This is a genomic window from Saccharothrix saharensis (genome assembly GCF_006716745.1).
GTDB lineage: Bacteria > Actinomycetota > Actinomycetes > Mycobacteriales > Pseudonocardiaceae > Actinosynnema > Actinosynnema saharense.
Genome location: NZ_VFPP01000001.1, coordinates 7,278,860 through 7,293,721 on the forward strand (window position 1 = coordinate 7,278,860; position 14,862 = coordinate 7,293,721).

The 14,862-nt window shown below is 72.8% G+C and carries 14 protein-coding genes; 11 read left to right on the plus strand and 3 right to left on the minus strand.

Features of this window, described 5'->3' with window-relative positions:
- The first annotated feature begins 121 nt into the window (after positions 1-121).
- The 3 genes from FHX81_RS33350 (at position 122) to FHX81_RS33360 (ending at position 2,774) form a co-directional block, all read left to right on the plus strand.
- On the plus strand, positions 122-1,030 hold the full coding sequence (locus tag FHX81_RS33350; protein ID WP_246108095.1) for a M23 family metallopeptidase: 909 nt from the start codon (positions 122-124) through the stop codon (positions 1,028-1,030).
- 206 nt (positions 1,031-1,236) lie between these two features.
- A complete protein-coding gene (locus FHX81_RS33355; RefSeq protein ID WP_141982499.1) occupies positions 1,237-2,187 on the plus strand; it encodes an LLM class F420-dependent oxidoreductase in 951 nt (316 codons plus the stop codon).
- 2 nt (positions 2,188-2,189) lie between these two features.
- Positions 2,190-2,774 carry a TetR/AcrR family transcriptional regulator gene (locus tag FHX81_RS33360; protein WP_141982500.1) on the plus strand — a complete coding sequence of 195 codons (585 nt, stop codon included), beginning with the start codon at positions 2,190-2,192 and terminating at the stop codon, positions 2,772-2,774.
- A 4-nt stretch (positions 2,775-2,778) separates the two neighbouring features.
- Here FHX81_RS33360 and FHX81_RS33365 read toward each other — a convergent pair whose 3' ends face one another.
- Positions 2,779-3,243 (minus strand): peroxiredoxin, encoded by a 465-nt coding sequence (locus tag FHX81_RS33365; protein ID WP_141982501.1) that lies wholly within the window; start codon positions 3,241-3,243, stop codon positions 2,779-2,781.
- 110 nt (positions 3,244-3,353) lie between these two features.
- Between FHX81_RS33365 and FHX81_RS33370 the strand changes: the two genes are divergently transcribed.
- The 6 genes from FHX81_RS33370 (at position 3,354) to treZ (ending at position 12,805) form a co-directional block, all read left to right on the plus strand.
- Positions 3,354-4,292 (plus strand): LacI family DNA-binding transcriptional regulator, encoded by a 939-nt coding sequence (locus FHX81_RS33370; RefSeq protein WP_141984270.1) that lies wholly within the window; start codon positions 3,354-3,356, stop codon positions 4,290-4,292.
- Positions 4,293-4,398: 106 nt separating this feature from the next.
- Entirely contained in the window at positions 4,399-6,291 is a 1,893-nt protein-coding gene (malQ, locus tag FHX81_RS33375) for a 4-alpha-glucanotransferase (protein ID WP_141982502.1), read from the plus strand.
- An 88-nt stretch (positions 6,292-6,379) separates the two neighbouring features.
- Positions 6,380-6,718, plus strand: a complete 339-nt coding sequence (locus tag FHX81_RS33380) for a hypothetical protein (protein WP_141982503.1) — start codon at positions 6,380-6,382, stop codon at positions 6,716-6,718.
- A gap of 51 nt (positions 6,719-6,769) precedes the next feature.
- Positions 6,770-8,893: a glycogen debranching protein GlgX gene (glgX, locus tag FHX81_RS33385; protein ID WP_141982504.1), complete on the plus strand. Its 2,124-nt coding sequence runs from the start codon at positions 6,770-6,772 to the stop codon at positions 8,891-8,893.
- Positions 8,890-11,052: a malto-oligosyltrehalose synthase gene (gene treY / locus FHX81_RS33390; protein ID WP_141982505.1), complete on the plus strand. Its 2,163-nt coding sequence runs from the start codon at positions 8,890-8,892 to the stop codon at positions 11,050-11,052. The genes glgX and treY overlap by 4 nt, the downstream gene beginning before the upstream one ends.
- A 25-nt stretch (positions 11,053-11,077) precedes the next feature.
- The gene (treZ, locus tag FHX81_RS33395) at positions 11,078-12,805 is read left to right on the plus strand and encodes a malto-oligosyltrehalose trehalohydrolase (RefSeq protein WP_141982506.1); all 1,728 of its coding nucleotides are present in this window, start codon (positions 11,078-11,080) and stop codon (positions 12,803-12,805) included.
- Here treZ and FHX81_RS33400 read toward each other — a convergent pair.
- Together FHX81_RS33400 and FHX81_RS33405 are read right to left on the minus strand one after the other, a co-directional pair.
- On the minus strand, positions 12,783-13,283 hold the full coding sequence (locus FHX81_RS33400; RefSeq protein WP_141982507.1) for an ANTAR domain-containing protein: 501 nt from the start codon (positions 13,281-13,283) through the stop codon (positions 12,783-12,785). The genes treZ and FHX81_RS33400 overlap by 23 nt on opposite strands.
- Before the next feature lie 209 nt (positions 13,284-13,492).
- A complete protein-coding gene (locus FHX81_RS33405; protein WP_141982508.1) occupies positions 13,493-13,852 on the minus strand; it encodes a VOC family protein in 360 nt (119 codons plus the stop codon).
- Positions 13,853-13,924: 72 nt separating this feature from the next.
- Here FHX81_RS33405 and FHX81_RS33410 point away from each other — a divergent pair, with 72 nt between their 5' ends.
- Entirely contained in the window at positions 13,925-14,107 is a 183-nt protein-coding gene (locus FHX81_RS33410) for a CsbD family protein (RefSeq protein WP_141982509.1), read from the plus strand.
- On the plus strand, positions 14,091-14,729 hold the full coding sequence (locus tag FHX81_RS33415; RefSeq protein ID WP_141982510.1) for a UdgX family uracil-DNA binding protein: 639 nt from the start codon (positions 14,091-14,093) through the stop codon (positions 14,727-14,729). Before FHX81_RS33410 ends, FHX81_RS33415 begins: the two co-directional genes overlap by 17 nt.
- Positions 14,730-14,862 lie beyond the last annotated feature (133 nt).

The window sequence follows — 14,862 nt, forward strand, 5'->3', positions numbered from 1 at the left end:
CATGTCACGGTTCGGTCACCATAGGGACACGGCGTCGCTCCCCGAAAGCGCCGCCAGCCTGGATCCCCCGCCAGGTGTCCCTGTGACCGGGCCGTGCTCCCCGATGCAGGAAGGCACTACCTTGGCACGCCACACGAAAGCCGACGGGCGACGCGCGTTCACCGCGCCCCGCACCCCGTCCCGCAACCGCTCCCATCGCGCGGAGTGCGACCGCAAGCCCGTCAGCGGCCGCGTCGCCGCCGTCGTGGTCGCGGCCGGCGCTCTCGCCACCGGCGTGGGCGCCACCGGCGGGTTCGACGCCGGTGACACCCGCTTCCTCCCCGTCGCCGCCGGCTCGGACCTGGCGGCCGCGCTCGTCCACAGCTCCGCGCCCCGCTCGGCCGAGGTCCGCACGGTGCACGCCGTCGAGCCCGCGTTCGAAGCGGCGAAGCTGATGCGCTCCGAAGGGCTGCTGGTCCGGCAGAACGTGGACCAGGCGATCCGCCACGCGTCCGAGGGCTACACCGCCCGGCAGGCCGAGCTGAAGCGGCAGGCCGACGCCGCGGCGGCGGAGCAGGCCCGCGTCGACGCCGAGAACGCGCGCATCGCCGCCGAGCAGGCCCGGATCGCCGAGCAGAGGGCCGCCGAGGAGGCCGCGAAGCGCCCGAAGGTCGCCAAGCCCGCCGAGGGCCAGTTCACCTCCGGCTTCGGCGCCCGGTGGGGCACCACCCACTACGGCGTCGACATCGCCAACGCCATCGGCACCCCAATCCTGTCCGCGATGGACGGCGTCGTGGTCGAGGCGGGCCCGGCGTCCGGCTTCGGCCTGTGGGTCCGGGTGCAGCACAACGACGGCACGATCACGATCTACGGCCACGTCAACGAGACGCTCGTGTCGGCGGGTCAGCAGGTCCACGCGGGCCAGCAGATCGCCACCATGGGCAACCGCGGCCAGTCCACCGGTCCGCACCTGCACTTCGAGGTGTGGCTCAACGGCTCGCAGAAGATCGACCCGATCGGCTGGCTGGGCGAGCGGGGCATCTCGCTCTGACCTGACCGCCCGATCGCCGCGTTCCTCCCGTTCTGCCCCGCCGGGCGCACTCCGGCGGGGCAGAACGGTATTTCGGAGGGGGTCGCACACCCCGGTTACCCCGCCAGGGGGCGGTTCACACGTCCCGGTGGAGTTCTTTGCAGCGGGCATACCGACTGGTCGGTACCTGCGGTACGGTGGCGGCGGACACCTTCAGGGAGGCGATCGTGGCTCGTTGGGGAATCACCCTGCCGCTGACCGGCGTGCCGGTGCTCGACCACCGCGCGCTGGTGGCCGAACTGGCCGACCTGGGCTACACCGACGTGTGGTCCGCCGAGACCGCGGGCACCGACGCCTTCACGCCGTTGGCGCTGGCCGCCCAGTGGTCCGACCGCGTCCGCCTCGGCACCGCCATCGCCCCCGTCTACACCCGCGGTCCCGCCACGCTGGCCATGACCGCGGCCACGCTCGCCGAGGTGTCGGGCGGCCGGTTCGTGCTGGGCATCGGGTCGTCCTCGCCCGCGATCGTCGAGCGGTGGAACGGCGTGCCGTTCCACGAGCCGTTCAAGCGCACGCGGGACACGCTGCGGTTCCTCAAGGCCGCGCTGGCGGGCGAGAAGGTGTCCGAGGAGTACGAGACGTTCACCGTGCGCGGCTTCAAGCTGGAGCGCGCGCCCGGGCACCGCGTGCCGATCATGCTCGCCGCGCTGCGCCCCGGCATGCTCCGGCTGGCCGGGCGCGAGGCCGACGGCGCGATCACCAACTGGCTCGGCGCCGACGACGTGCCGAAGGTCCGCGCCGAGATGGGCGGCGGCGAGCTGGCCGCCCGGATCTTCGTGTGCCCGACCGAGGACGCCGACGCTGCCCGCGCGCTGGGCCGGATGCTGATCAGCACCTACCTCACCGTGCCCGCGTACGCGGCGTTCCACGACTGGCTGGGTCGGGGCGAGGCGCTGCGCCCGATGCACGAGGCGTGGGCGGCGGGGGACCGGCGCGGCGCCGGGGCCCACATCCCGGACGAGGTGGTGGACGCGCTGATCGTGCACGGCGGTGTGGACGAGTGCCGCGCGCACGTGGCGAGGTACGCCGCCAACGGCGTCGACACGCCCGTGATGGCCGTCCTGCCCACCGGCGCGGACCAGCTCGACCTGGTGCGCGCGCTGGCGCCGGGGGCCTGACGGTGGCGCGGCGGACCGGGGCGACGCCCGAGCGGATCGTGGGCGCGGCCGTGCGGTTGTTCGCCGCGAAGGGGTTCGACGCGACGACGGTGCAGGAGGTCGTCGAGGCCGCCTCGGTCACCAAGGGCGCGCTCTACCACTACTTCGGCTCCAAGGACGACCTGCTGTTCGAGATCTACCGGTCGCTGATCGGGCGGCAGATGGCCGACCTGGACCGGATCGTGGCGGAGGGGGCGGACGCGGCGACCACGGTGCGGCGGATCGTGGTCAGCCTGGTCGAGACGACCGCCGAGAGCGTGGACGAGACCGCGGTGTTCGTGCGCGAGATGCACCGGCTGGACGCCGACCGGATGGCCAGCTTCCGGTCCGAGCGGCGGCGCTACCACGAGACGTTCCGCTCGGTGGTCGAGCAGGCGCAGGGGGACGGCGGGTTCAGCTCGGCCGTGCCCGCCGACACGGTGGTGCTGATCGCGCTGGGCGTGGTGAACCAGCTGCCCACCTGGTACCGGCCGGACGGCCCGAAGTCGCCCGCGCGGCTCGGCGCGGAGATCGCCGACTTCGTCCTGGCCGCGCTGCGGCCGGCGTGACGCCTCAGGCCGTGCGGCCGGCCCGCTCGCGCAGCGCGGCCAGCGCCTTGTCGGCGTGGGCGTTCATGGCGAACTCGGATTTGATGACTTCGATCACGGTCCGGTCGGTGTCGATGACGAAGGTCTGCCGCTTCACCGGCAGCGGCCCGAACCGCCGCTTCACGCCGAACGCGGCGGCCACCTCGCCGTCGCCGTCGGACAGCAGCGGGTAGTCGAAGTCGTGCTTGGTCGCGAACTCGTCCTGCCGCTCCACCGGGTCCGGGCTGATCCCCACCCGCTGCGCCCCGACCTCGGCGAACTCCGCCGCGAGGTCGCGGAAGTGGCAGCTCTCGGCGGTGCACCCGGCGGTCATCGCGGCGGGGTAGAAGAACAGCACGACGGGGCCCGCGGCGAGCAGGTCGGACAGGGTGCGCGGGGCGCCGCCCTGGTCGGGCAGGGTGAAGTCGGGTGCCTGGTCGCCGGCCTTCATGGCAGTCCTCTCCGCAGGGTGTCGATCACGTCTCGCGGCGTGCTCGCGACGGGGCAACCGTACGGTTCTCGCTAATCTCGTACCAGGCCGGGAGGTGTGAGTTGACGAGCATGTCCGACGTCGCGCGGGCCGCCGGGGTGTCCGCGGCGACGGTGTCGCGGGCGCTGCGCGGCGAGCCCGGCGTGTCCGAGGCGACCCGCCGGTACGTGACCGAGGTCGCCAAGCGCATGCGGTACGCGATCGCCCGCGACGCGTCCAGCCTCGCCGGCGGGCGGCGGTACGCGGTCGCCGTGCTGACCGCCGACGTGGGCCGGGGCGACCTGCTGGCGGGCGCGGAGGGCGCGTTGCGGCAGGCCGGGTACGACGTGCTGCTCTACGTGCTGCGCGACGCCGACGCGCGCAAGCGGTTCTTCGAGGACCTGCCGCTGGCCCGGCGGGTCGACGGCGTGCTGGCGCTCGCGGTCAACCTCACCGACGCCGAGCAGGCCGCCCTCGACGGGCTGGACGTGCCCGTGGTCGCGGTGTGGGACGACGACCTGCGCGAGGCGTTGCGCCTGGCCGTGGGCCACCTCACCGGGCTGGAGCACCGGGACGTGGCGCTGGTGCTGGCCGGCGACATCGACGAGTCCTACGACGAGGTGCTGGTCGCCGAGGGTCTGCCGGTCCGTCCGGAGTGGACGCTGTGGTCGTCCTCGACGGTGGCGGGCGGGGAGCAGGTGGTGGACGCGCTGCTCGACGCCGAACGCCTGCCGTCCGCGGTGATCAGCACGAGCGGCGAGGTGGCGCTGGGCGTGTTCCTGCGGCTGCGCCGCGACGGGCGCGACGTGCCCGGTGACGTGTCGATCGTCAGCCTGGAGGGCACGGACCTGGCCCGCGCCGTGGGCATGACCGCGGTGGAGGGCGCCTGGCGGGAGCGCGGCGAGCACGCCGTGGACGTCCTGCTGGCCCGGTTGCGCGGCGAGGAGACCGAGGCCGAGCCCCCGTCGGTGCGGCTCGTGGTGCGCGAGTCGACCGGTCGGCGGACCGATCGCTGGAACTCGCAGGTTTGAACTCACTCGGCTGGGTTATTAACTCCACGAAACATCCTGCAACCTTCGGGTGACCACTGGTCACCGGCCTGGATTCTCACCGACGGGGAAGGCGAAGCTGTCCGACGTGGACGACGAGCTCGCGGCACTGGCCGAGGCCCACGGCGTGGCCACCCACTACGAGGACGCGAACCAACGCCGAGCGGACGTCGACCCCGACGTGGTCGTGGCCGTGCTCGCGCAGCTGGACGTGGACGCCTCGACGCCGGAGGCGGTGCGCCGCGCCCTGGCCGCGCCGAAGCGACCGCCGGGCACGGTCGTGCTGCGCGAGGGCGACGTGCTGGAGGAGACCGGCGCCGTCGACCTGGAGGACGGCGGCCGCGTCGAGCTGCCCGCCGCGCTGCCCCCGGGCTACCACCGGCTCGGCGCGCGGACCGTGATCGTGGCGCCGCGCAAGCTCCCGCCGGTGCCCAGGGCGTGGGGGTGGATGCTCCAGCTCTACGCGATGCGCTCGGCCGAGTCGTGGGGCATGGGCGACTACGCCGACCTCGCGACCCTGGCCCGGCGCAGCGCCGACGAGCTGGGCGCGGGTGTGCTGCTGGTCAACCCCGTGCAGGCGATCAGCCCCACCCTGCCGGTGGAGCGCTCGCCGTACTCGCCGTCGAGCCGCCGCTTCGCCAACCCGCTCTACCTGCGCGTCTCCGACATCCCCGCCTACCACGAGGTGGACGCGGCCACCCGCGCGGAGATCGACGCGCTGCGCCCGCCCGACGACACCGACCTGATCGACTACGACGCCGTGTGGACGGCCAAGGCGAAGGCGCTGGAACTGCTCTGGCGGCACGTCGAGCACCGCGCGCCCGAGGGCGAGCTGCTGGACTTCGCCCGGTTCTGCGCGCTCGCCGAGGCGCACGGCCCGGACTGGCGCGAGTGGCCGCCCGAGCAGCGCGACCCGGCCACGGCCACCGCCGACCCCGAGCGGGTGGCGTTCCACGCGTGGCTGCAGGAGCTGTGCGAGCGGCAGCTGACCGCCGCACGCCGGGCCGCGCACGACGCCGGCATGCCCGTGGGCGTCGTGCACGACCTGCCGGTGGGCGTGCACCCCGGCGGCGCGGACACGTGGGCGGTGCGCGACGCGTTCGCCGCGGACGTCACGGTCGGCGCGCCGCCGGACGCGTTCAGCCGCCTCGGGCAGGACTGGGGGCTGCCGCCGTGGCGGCCCGACCGGCTCGCCGAGCAGGGCTACGAGCCGTTCCGGGCGGTGGTGCGCAGCGTGCTGCGGCACGCCGACGGCATCCGCATCGACCACGTGGCCGGCCTGTGGCGGCTGTGGTGGATCCCGCCGGGCGAACCGCCCAAGCGCGGCACCTACGTGCACTACGACCCGGACGCGATGCTGGCCGTGCTGACGCTGGAGGCGCACCGGGCGGGCGCGGTCGTCGTGGGCGAGGACCTGGGCACGGTCGAGCCGAAGGTCACCGAGGCGTTGCACGAGCACGGCATGCTCAGCTCGGCGGTGCTGTGGTTCCAGCGCGAGTACGACCTGCCCGACCACCCGCTGATCCCGCCGGAGAAGTGGACCGCGTCGGCCATGGCCAGCATCTCCACCCACGACCTGCCGACGGTGGCCGGTTTCCTGGCCGCCGAACACGTTCGGGTGCGCGCCGAGCTGGGGCAGTTTGACGGGCCGGTGGACGGGGAATACCGGGCAGCCGAGCGTGAGCGCGGGGAGTTGCTCGAACTCCTCAAGCAGGAAGGTGTCCCTGCCGATGACCTGGTTACCGCGTTCCACGCCCTGCTCGCGAAAGCCCGTTCCGTGCTCGTGCTGACCTCGCCACAGGACGCGTTGGGCGAAGTGCGCCAGCCCAACCTGCCCGGTACCACCGACCAGTACCCGAACTGGCGCATCCCGCTGCCCGTCGCGCTCGCCGACCTGTTCGGCGACCCGCGCGTGCGGCGGGTGGCCGCGGCGCTGGCGGGCGACCGCACGCCCGGAGCCGGCGGGACCGGTGCGCGGTGAAGCGAAACGCGCACGTCACAGCGCGCGGCCCGGCCGCGGAGTATCGTCAACCAGTCACCCGCGCCAAGGTTGGAGGTGGCAGTCACCCGTGAACACCGACTTGATGTCCCGCACCGGGCTCGTGCCCGAGCAGGCGATTCCCCAGAGCAGTCCGGTGGACGCCCTGGAGACGACCGTGGAGAGGGTCCTGGTGGCCGTGCGGCCGTCGAACCTCGCCGATCCCCTCGCCGGAGCCCAGCACGCCGAAGAGTCCCTCAGGGACGCTCTGAGGCGCACCGACGTGGGTTCCGACCACGCGCTGGCCCAGGCGGTGGCCTGTGCCGAAGCGGCGTGCGAGCACCTGCGCTACTGCGAGCTGCAGGAGGCGCGGCTGCTGCTGGTCGCCGCGCGCGGCCAGCTCGCCAGGTCGCACGCCGGCAGATCCTGACCCCAGAACGGTAGGGGTCGATTCGTTCCCGCTCGTCCGGAGGAAAATTCTGTGCGGCCCTGGCCCGGAACTCCCTACCCGCTCGGTGCCACCTATGACGGCGTCGGCACCAACTTCACCCTCTTCTCGGAGGTCGCGGACCACGTCGAGCTGTGCCTGTTCGAAGACGACGGGACCGAAACGCGCGTGCGGCTGCCGGAGGTGGACGGCTTCGTCCACCACGGCTACCTGCTCGGCGTCGGTCCGGGGCAGAAGTACGGCTACCGCGTGCACGGCCCGCACGACCCGGAGCACGGCCTGCGGTGCAACCCCAACAAGCTGCTGATCGACCCGTACGCCAAGGCGATCACAGGTGACGTGGACTGGGACGAGTCGTTGTTCGGCTACCGGTTCGGCGACCCGGACGCGCGCAACGACCTCGACTCGGCCGGGCACGTGCCGCTGTCGGTGGTGGTCAACCCGTTCTTCGACTGGGCCAACGACCGGCCGCCGAACATCCCGTACAACGAGTCGGTCATCTACGAGGCGCACGTGCGCGGGCTGACCATGCAGCACCCCGAGGTGCCGGAGCGGTTGCGCGGCACGTACGCGGGTCTGGCGCACCCGGCGGTGATCGACCACCTGAAGGGCCTCGGCGTTACCGCGATCGAGTTGATGCCGGTGCACCACTTCATCACCGATCACGGATTGCAAGAGAAAGGCCTCCGGAATTACTGGGGCTACAACACGATCGGGTTCTTCGCGCCGCACTCCGGTTACGCGGCGATGCCGGAGCAGGCCAACCAGGTGCAGGAGTTCAAGGGCATGGTGCGCGCCCTGCACGAGGCGGGCATCGAGGTCATCCTGGACGTGGTCTACAACCACACCGCCGAGGGCAACCACCTGGGGCCGACGCTGTCCATGCGGGGCATCGACAACCAGGCGTACTACCGGCTGGTCGACGACGAGCCGAAGTTCTACATGGACTACACCGGCACCGGGAACTCGTTGAACGTGCGCAGCCCGCACACGTTGCAGCTGATCATGGACTCGCTGCGGTACTGGGTGACCGAGATGCGGGTCGACGGGTTCCGGTTCGACCTGGCCGCCACCCTGGCCCGCGAGTTCTACGACGTGGACCGGCTGTCGACGTTCTTCGACCTGGTGCAGCAGGACCCGGTGGTCTCGCAGGTGAAGCTGATCGCCGAGCCGTGGGACGTCGGGCCGGGCGGCTACCAGGTCGGCAACTTCCCGCCGCTGTGGACCGAGTGGAACGGCAAGTACCGCGACACCGTGCGCGACTTCTGGCGCGGCGAGCCCGCCACGCTGGGCGAGTTCGCGTCCCGCATCACCGGTTCGTCGGACCTCTACCAGGACGACGGCCGCCGCCCGTACGCGTCGATCAACTTCGTCACCGCGCACGACGGGTTCACGCTCAACGACCTGGTGTCGTACAACGACAAGCACAACCTCGCCAACGGCGAGGACGGCCGGGACGGCGCGGACGACAACCGGTCGTGGAACTGCGGCGTCGAGGGCCCGACCGACGACCCCGAGGTCAACGACCTGCGCGCCCGGCAGCGGCGCAACCTGCTGGCCACGGCGCTGCTGTCGCAGGGCGTGCCGATGCTGCTGCACGGCGACGAGCTGGGCCGCACGCAGCAGGGCAACAACAACGCCTACTGCCAGGACAACGAGCTGTCCTGGGTGGACTGGACGCTCGCGGAGAAGAACCGCGACCTGCTGGAGTTCACCTCGGCGCTGACCGCGTTCCGCCGGCAGCACCCGGTGCTGCGGCGCCGCCGGTTCTTCCAGGGCAAGCCGATCCGCAAGGGCGACGAGCTCCGCGACATCGCCTGGTTCACACCTTCGGGTGAAGAAATGACGGAGCAGAACTGGGGCGACGACTTCGGTCGCTGCGTCGTGGTGTTCCTCAACGGCGAGGGCATCCCGGACCTCGACCAGCGGGGCATGCGGGTGCTGGACGACTCGTTCCTGCTGGCGTTCAACGCCCACCACGAGGACATCGAGGTCACGCTGCCCGAGGAGGGCTACGGTCCGCAGTGGACGGTCGTGGTCGACACCGCGACCGGTGAGGTGACGGCGCCGGACCAGGGCGAGGTGGTGCCGGCGGGCGGCACGATCACGCTGGTCGCCCGGTCCCTGGTCGTGCTGCAACGGCTGGAGCAGGAGTGAGCGCGCACGGCGGGCCGCCCTCGTCCACCTACCGCGTCCAGTTCGCGCCCGACTTCACGTTCGCCGACGCCGAAGCCGTCGTCGACTACCTGGACGCGCTGGGCGTCGGCGCGCTGTACGCCTCGCCCCTGCTGGAGGCCGTGCCCGGCTCCACCCACGGCTACGACGTGGTCGACCCGACCCGCGCCCGCGAGGAGCTGGGCGGCGAGTCCGGCCGGGTGGCGCTGCACAAGGCGGTCAAGCGGGCCGGGCTCGGGTTCGTGCTCGACATCGTGCCCAACCACATGGCCGTCGGCCACGACGACGTCAACAAGTGGTGGTGGGACGTCCTGCGGCACGGGCGCGCGTCGCGGTACGCGACGTTCTTCGACATCGACTGGGACTCCGGGCCGCTGCTGCTGCCGTTCGCCGGCGACGAGGCGTCCGAGGAGGAGCACGAGCACTACCGGCTGGTGTTCTGGCGGCGCGGCAACACCGAGCTGAACTACCGTCGGTTCTTCGACATCACCACCCTGGCCGCGGTGCGGGTCGAGGACCCCGAGGTGTTCGACGCCACGCACGGCGAGGTGCTGCGGTGGGTCGCGGCGGGCGAGGTGACCGGCCTGCGGGTGGACCACCCCGACGGCCTGGCCGACCCCGGCGGGTACGTGCGGCGGCTGCGCGAGCGGTCCGGCGTGTGGCTGGTGGTGGAGAAGATCCTCGGCGCGGACGAGCGGCTGCCCGCGAGCTGGCCGGTCGACGGCACCACCGGCTACGACGCGCTGCGCGAGGTGTGCGGCCTGTTCGTGGACCCGGCGGGCGAGGCGGCGTTCACCGCGCTGGCCGACGAGCTCGGCGTGCCCACCGACTTCGCCGCCGTCGAGCACGAGTGCCGCGAGCTGGTCACCCGCACGATCCTGCGCGCGGAGGTGCGCCGGATCGCGGCGCTGGTGCGTGACGCCGACCCGGCGGAGGCCGAGCGGGCCGTCGCCGAGGTCATGGTCAACTTCCCCGTCTACCGCTCCTACCTGCCCGAAGGGCTGGACGCGTGGACGGCGGCGGTGACCGCGGCGACGTCGCCTGCGGTGCGGGCGCTGGACCGGCAGGTGCGGGCCGAGCCGCAGGGCGAGCTGGCCACGCGCATCCAGCAGACCTCCGGCATGGTCGTCGCCAAGGGCACCGAGGACACCGCCTTCTACCGGTTCTCGCGGTTCGTGGCGCTCAACGAGGTCGGCGGCGCGCCCGACCGGTTCGGCGTGCCGCCGACCGAGTTCCACGCCCGCGCGGCGCTGCGCGAAGCGGCCTCGCCCGCCGCGATGACCGCGCTGTCGACGCACGACACGAAACGCTCCGAGGACGTCCGGGCCCGGCTCGCGGTGCTGGCCGAGCTGCCGGAGGAGTTCGGCGAGCTCGTGCGCCGGTGGACCGCCGCGCACCCGATCGACGAGCCGTCGCTGAACCTGCTGGCCTGGCAGTCGCTGGTCGGCGCGTGGCCCATCACCGCCGAGCGGATGAGCGCCTACCTGGACAAGGCGGCCAAGGAGTCGAAGGTCCGCACCACCTGGGTCGACCACGACGAGGCGTTCGAGGCGGCCGTGGCGGCGTGGTCGGAGCAGGTGCTGGGCGGCCCGGTGGGGGCCGAGGTGGCGTCGTTCGTGGACCGGATCGTCGCGCCGGGCTGGTCCAACGCGCTGGGGCAGAAGCTCGTGCAGCTCACCGCGCCCGGCGTGCCCGACGTCTACCAGGGCACCGAGCTGTGGGACCTGTCCCTGGTCGACCCGGACAACCGCCGACCCGTGGACTACGAGGTGCGGCGACGGCTGCTGGCGCGGATCGAGGACGGCTGGCTGCCGGACGTGGACGACTCGGGCGCGGCCAAGCTGCTCGTCGTGCAGCGCGCGCTGCGGCTGCGCCGGGAACGGCCGGAGCTGTTCCGCGGCTACCGGCCGCTGGAGGCGTCCGGGTCGGCCGCACCGCACGTAGTCGCGTTCGAGCGGAGCGGGTTGGTCGCCGTGGCCACCCGGCTTCCGGTGGGATTGGCGAACGCGGGCGGCTGGGGCGACACGGTGCTGCCGCTGCCGCCGGGGGAGTGGACCGACGTGCTCACCTCCCGCCCGGCCGCACCGCGGTTGGCGGACCTGCTGGACCGCTACCCGGTGGCGCTGCTGGTCGCGGACTGAGCCGACGGACGGACTGAGGAGAACTGTGAGTTTCTCGGTGTGGGCGCCCGCGCACGAACGCGTCCGGGTGCGGGTCGACGGCCGCGACCACGTGATGACGGCGGGCGACGGCGGGTGGTGGCACTGCGACGCCACCGGCGTCGACTACGGGTTCCTGCTGGGCGACTCCGACGACGTGCTGCCCGACCCCCGGTCGCGGTGGCAGCCGAACGGCGTGCACGAGGCGTCCCGCGTCTACGACCACGCGGCGTTCACCTGGACCGACCGGTCGTGGACCGGGCGCGCGCTGCCCGGCGCCGTCGTCTACGAGCTGCACGTCGGCACGTTCACGCCCGCCGGCACGTTCGACGGCGCGGTCGAGCGGCTGGACCACCTGGTCGACCTCGGCGTCACGCACGTCGAGGTGCTGCCGGTGAACTCGTTCGACGGCACGGCGGGCTGGGGCTACGACGGCGTGCTGTGGGGCGCGGTGCACGAGCCGTACGGCGGGCCGGACGGGTTCAAGCGGTTCGTGGACGCCTGTCACGCGCGCGGCCTGGCCGTGGTGCTGGACGTGGTCTACAACCACCTCGGCCCGTCCGGCGCGTACCTCGACCGGTTCGGGCCCTACTTCGCGGGCAGCAACGACTGGGGACCGGGCCTGAACCTCGACGGCGAGGGCTCCGACGAGGTCCGCCGGTACGTGATCGACAACGCGCTGGGCTGGCTGCGGGACTTCCACGTCGACGGGCTGCGGCTCGACGCCGTGCACGCCCTGGTGGACCGCAGCGCGCTGCACGTGCTGGAACAGCTCGCCGTCGAGGTGGAGGCGCTGTCGGCCGCCGTGCGCCGGCCGTTGACGCTGATCGCCGAGTCGGACCTGAACGACGCCAGGCTCGTCACCGCGCGGGAAGGCGGCGGCTACGGCCTGCACGCCCAGTGGGACGACGACCTGCACCACGCGCTGCACGTGGCGTTGAGCGGCGAGACGTTCGGCTACTACCCGGACTTCGAGGGCGCGTTGGGCCGGACGTTGCGCGAGGTGTTCTTCCACGCGGGCACCTGGTCGTCGTTCCGGGGCCGCAGCCACGGCCGGCCGGTGGACCGCGACCGGCTGCCGGGCCACCGGTTCCTGGCCTACCTGCAGAACCACGACCAGGTCGGCAACCGCGCCACCGGCGACCGGCTGTCGGCCACGGTGTCGTGGCGGCGGCAGGCGGTGGGCGCGGCGATCGTGCTCTGCTCCCCGTACACGCCGATGATCTTCATGGGCGAGGAGTGGGCGGCGAGCACGCCGTGGCAGTTCTTCGCGTCGTTCCCGGACCCGGAGCTGGCCGAGGCGGTGCGCACCGGGCGGCGGCGGGAGTTCGGCCGGCACGGGTGGGGCGAGTCGGAGGTGCCCGACCCGATCGACCCGGAGACCGTGCGGCGGTCGACGCTGCGCTGGGACGAGGTGTCCGCGCCCGGCCACCGGGAGCTGCTCGACCTCTACCGGGCGTTGATCGCGCTGCGCCGCACCCGCCCGGAGCTCGCGGATCCGCGGCTGGACCGGTTCGTGGTGCGCGAGGAGGGCCGGGTGCTCGTGCTGCACCGGGGCTCGTTGCGGGTGGTGTGCAACCTCGGGGACGACACCGAGGTGCGGCTCGACGTCGAGGCGGGCGAGGTGCTGCTCGCGTCGGCGGAGGTGAAGGTGGACGGGCAGGCGGTGCACCTGCCCGCCGATTCCTTCGCGATCGTGGACCGCGCGGTGGTCACACCCCCGGGTCGGGGGTGAGCCAACCCGCCTCGCTGAGCTTCTCGGCCAACAGCCGACCGGCCGACTCGACCTGGTCGGCCAGCTGTCTTCGGACCTCGGGCCGGTCCTGGCCGGAGTGCTGCGCCGCCTCGTAGGCCGCGACCAGCCGGCGTGCCGCGTTCACCACCTCGATGCCCGGCCACTCGACGACGGGTGGCGGGCCGGCGTCCGGCTCGGGGGCGGTGTTCACGGCGCGCACCGCCTGCCGCGGCCCCAGCTCGGTGGAGAGGTCGAGCAGCTTCAGCGCGATCGTGTGCAGCTTCACGTTGTGGTGCTGCGACATCCGCACCAGCAGCTGGAACCCCTCCTGGGGCGTGCAGCCCTGCACGGCGGATATCAGGCCGGTGGCCTGCCCGATCACGGTGCGCGTCTGCACCGCTTTGCGCAGTCCCACGATCTCGGCCTCAAGGCTGGCGATCCGCGCGGTCAGCGAATCGTGCCCGTTGTCCCCGACCACGGTCGGGCTCCTCTCTCGCACGTCGGTACCGGTCAGCCAGGCCAGCAGTGCGAGAGCGTGGAGGCACGCGGGTGCCAGCACCGGCAAGCCCACAGCTCTCGCTGACCCTGGTGCCCTTTCGGGTGCCGGGTGGCTTGCGGCTGGCTTTTCAACCGCGTAGACGATCACCGTAGTAGAGGACGGGCGGTCCGGCGCAACTGGAGCCGGTTTCAGCGTGGCGGGAGCACGCAGAACTCGTTGCCCACCGGGTCGGCGCACACCACCCACGGCAGGGCGGGGTCGGCGTCGACCACCCGGGCGCCCAGGCCCGTCAGCCGGGCCACCTCGGCGTCCCGGTCGCCGTCGGGCGCGAGGTCGAGGTGCAACCGGTTCTTCACCGCCTTGGGCGCGGCCACGGGTTGCAGCAGCAGCACCGGGCCGGCGCCGGCCAACTCGGTGTACTCCACCCCTTTGGGGTCGGTCCAGCGGCGTGCCACGTGCAGCCCGAGAGCCGCGCACCAGAACTCCTCCAGTGTCCTGACCTGGTCGGACGGGCAGTCGACGGCGATGGCGAGGATGTGTGAGGTCATGCCGTCGTAGTTTCCCCGACCGGGCGACGGGTATCCGTCGGGCGACAACGAGGCCCGACGAGAGGAGCGGTCATGGGGACCGACGACAAGATCAGCAACAAGGCCGAGGAGCTCAAGGGCAAGGCGAAGGAAGCCGTCGGCGACGCCACCGACAACGAGCAGTGGCAGGCCGAGGGCCGCACCGACCAGGCCAAGGGCTCGCTCAAGCAGGCAGGGGAGAAGGTCAAGGACGCCTTCCGTGGCGACGACCACTAGTCGGACCGCCGGCGCCGCCGAGTTCGTGCCCGAGGGCGCGGACTTGGCGGCGCTGCGCCGTGCGGCCGCCGGCTGCCGCGGCTGCGAGCTGTATGAGCCGGCCACGCAGACCGTGTTCGGGTCGGGGCCGCAGGACGCCAGGCTGGTGCTCGTCGGCGAACAGCCCGGTGACGTCGAGGACCGGCAGGGCGAGCCGTTCGTCGGGCCCGCCGGCCGGTTGCTGGACAAGGCGCTGGACGAGGCCGACCTGGCCCGTGAGGGCGTCTACCTGACGAACGCGGTCAAGCACTTCAAGTTCGTGCCCGCCGAGCGCGGGAAGCGGCGCATCCACAAGACGCCGTCGCGCGGCGAGGTCGTGGCCTGCCTGCCGTGGCTGCACGCCGAACTGGCGCGGATCCGGCCCGCCCTGGTGGTGTGCCTGGGCGCGACGGCCGCGAAGGCCGTGCTGGGGGCGTCGTTCAAGGTCACCGAATGCCGGGGTCGGGTGGAGCGGGTCGAGGACCACGACGTGATCGCGACCGTGCACCCGTCCGCGGTGCTCCGCGCTCCCGACCGTGACGAGGCCTACCGGGGATTCCTCGCCGACCTGCGGGCCGTGCGCGCCCACCTGAACGAGTCGTAGCACGTGAAACGGCCCCCTGACCACTTCCCGCACCGGGTGCGGGCCGAGCTGGACTGGGCTCGGGGTCACGGGGGCCGGGTGGCTGCCTGGGATTCGCCCAGACCACCTGGGAAAGGTCGGTCCTAGCGGACAG

Excerpts from the sequence above, each read along its gene's own strand:
- FHX81_RS33410 (WP_141982509.1), top strand. The coding sequence starts at position 13,925 with ATGGGGACCGACGACAAGATCAGCAACAAGGCCGAGGAGCTCAAGGGC.
- FHX81_RS33365 (WP_141982501.1), bottom strand. The coding sequence starts at position 3,243 with ATGAAGGCCGGCGACCAGGCACCCGACTTCACCCTGCCCGACCAGGGC.
- FHX81_RS33405 (WP_141982508.1), bottom strand. The coding sequence starts at position 13,852 with ATGACCTCACACATCCTCGCCATCGCCGTCGACTGCCCGTCCGACCAG.
- FHX81_RS33370 (WP_141984270.1), top strand. The coding sequence starts at position 3,354 with ATGTCCGACGTCGCGCGGGCCGCCGGGGTGTCCGCGGCGACGGTGTCG.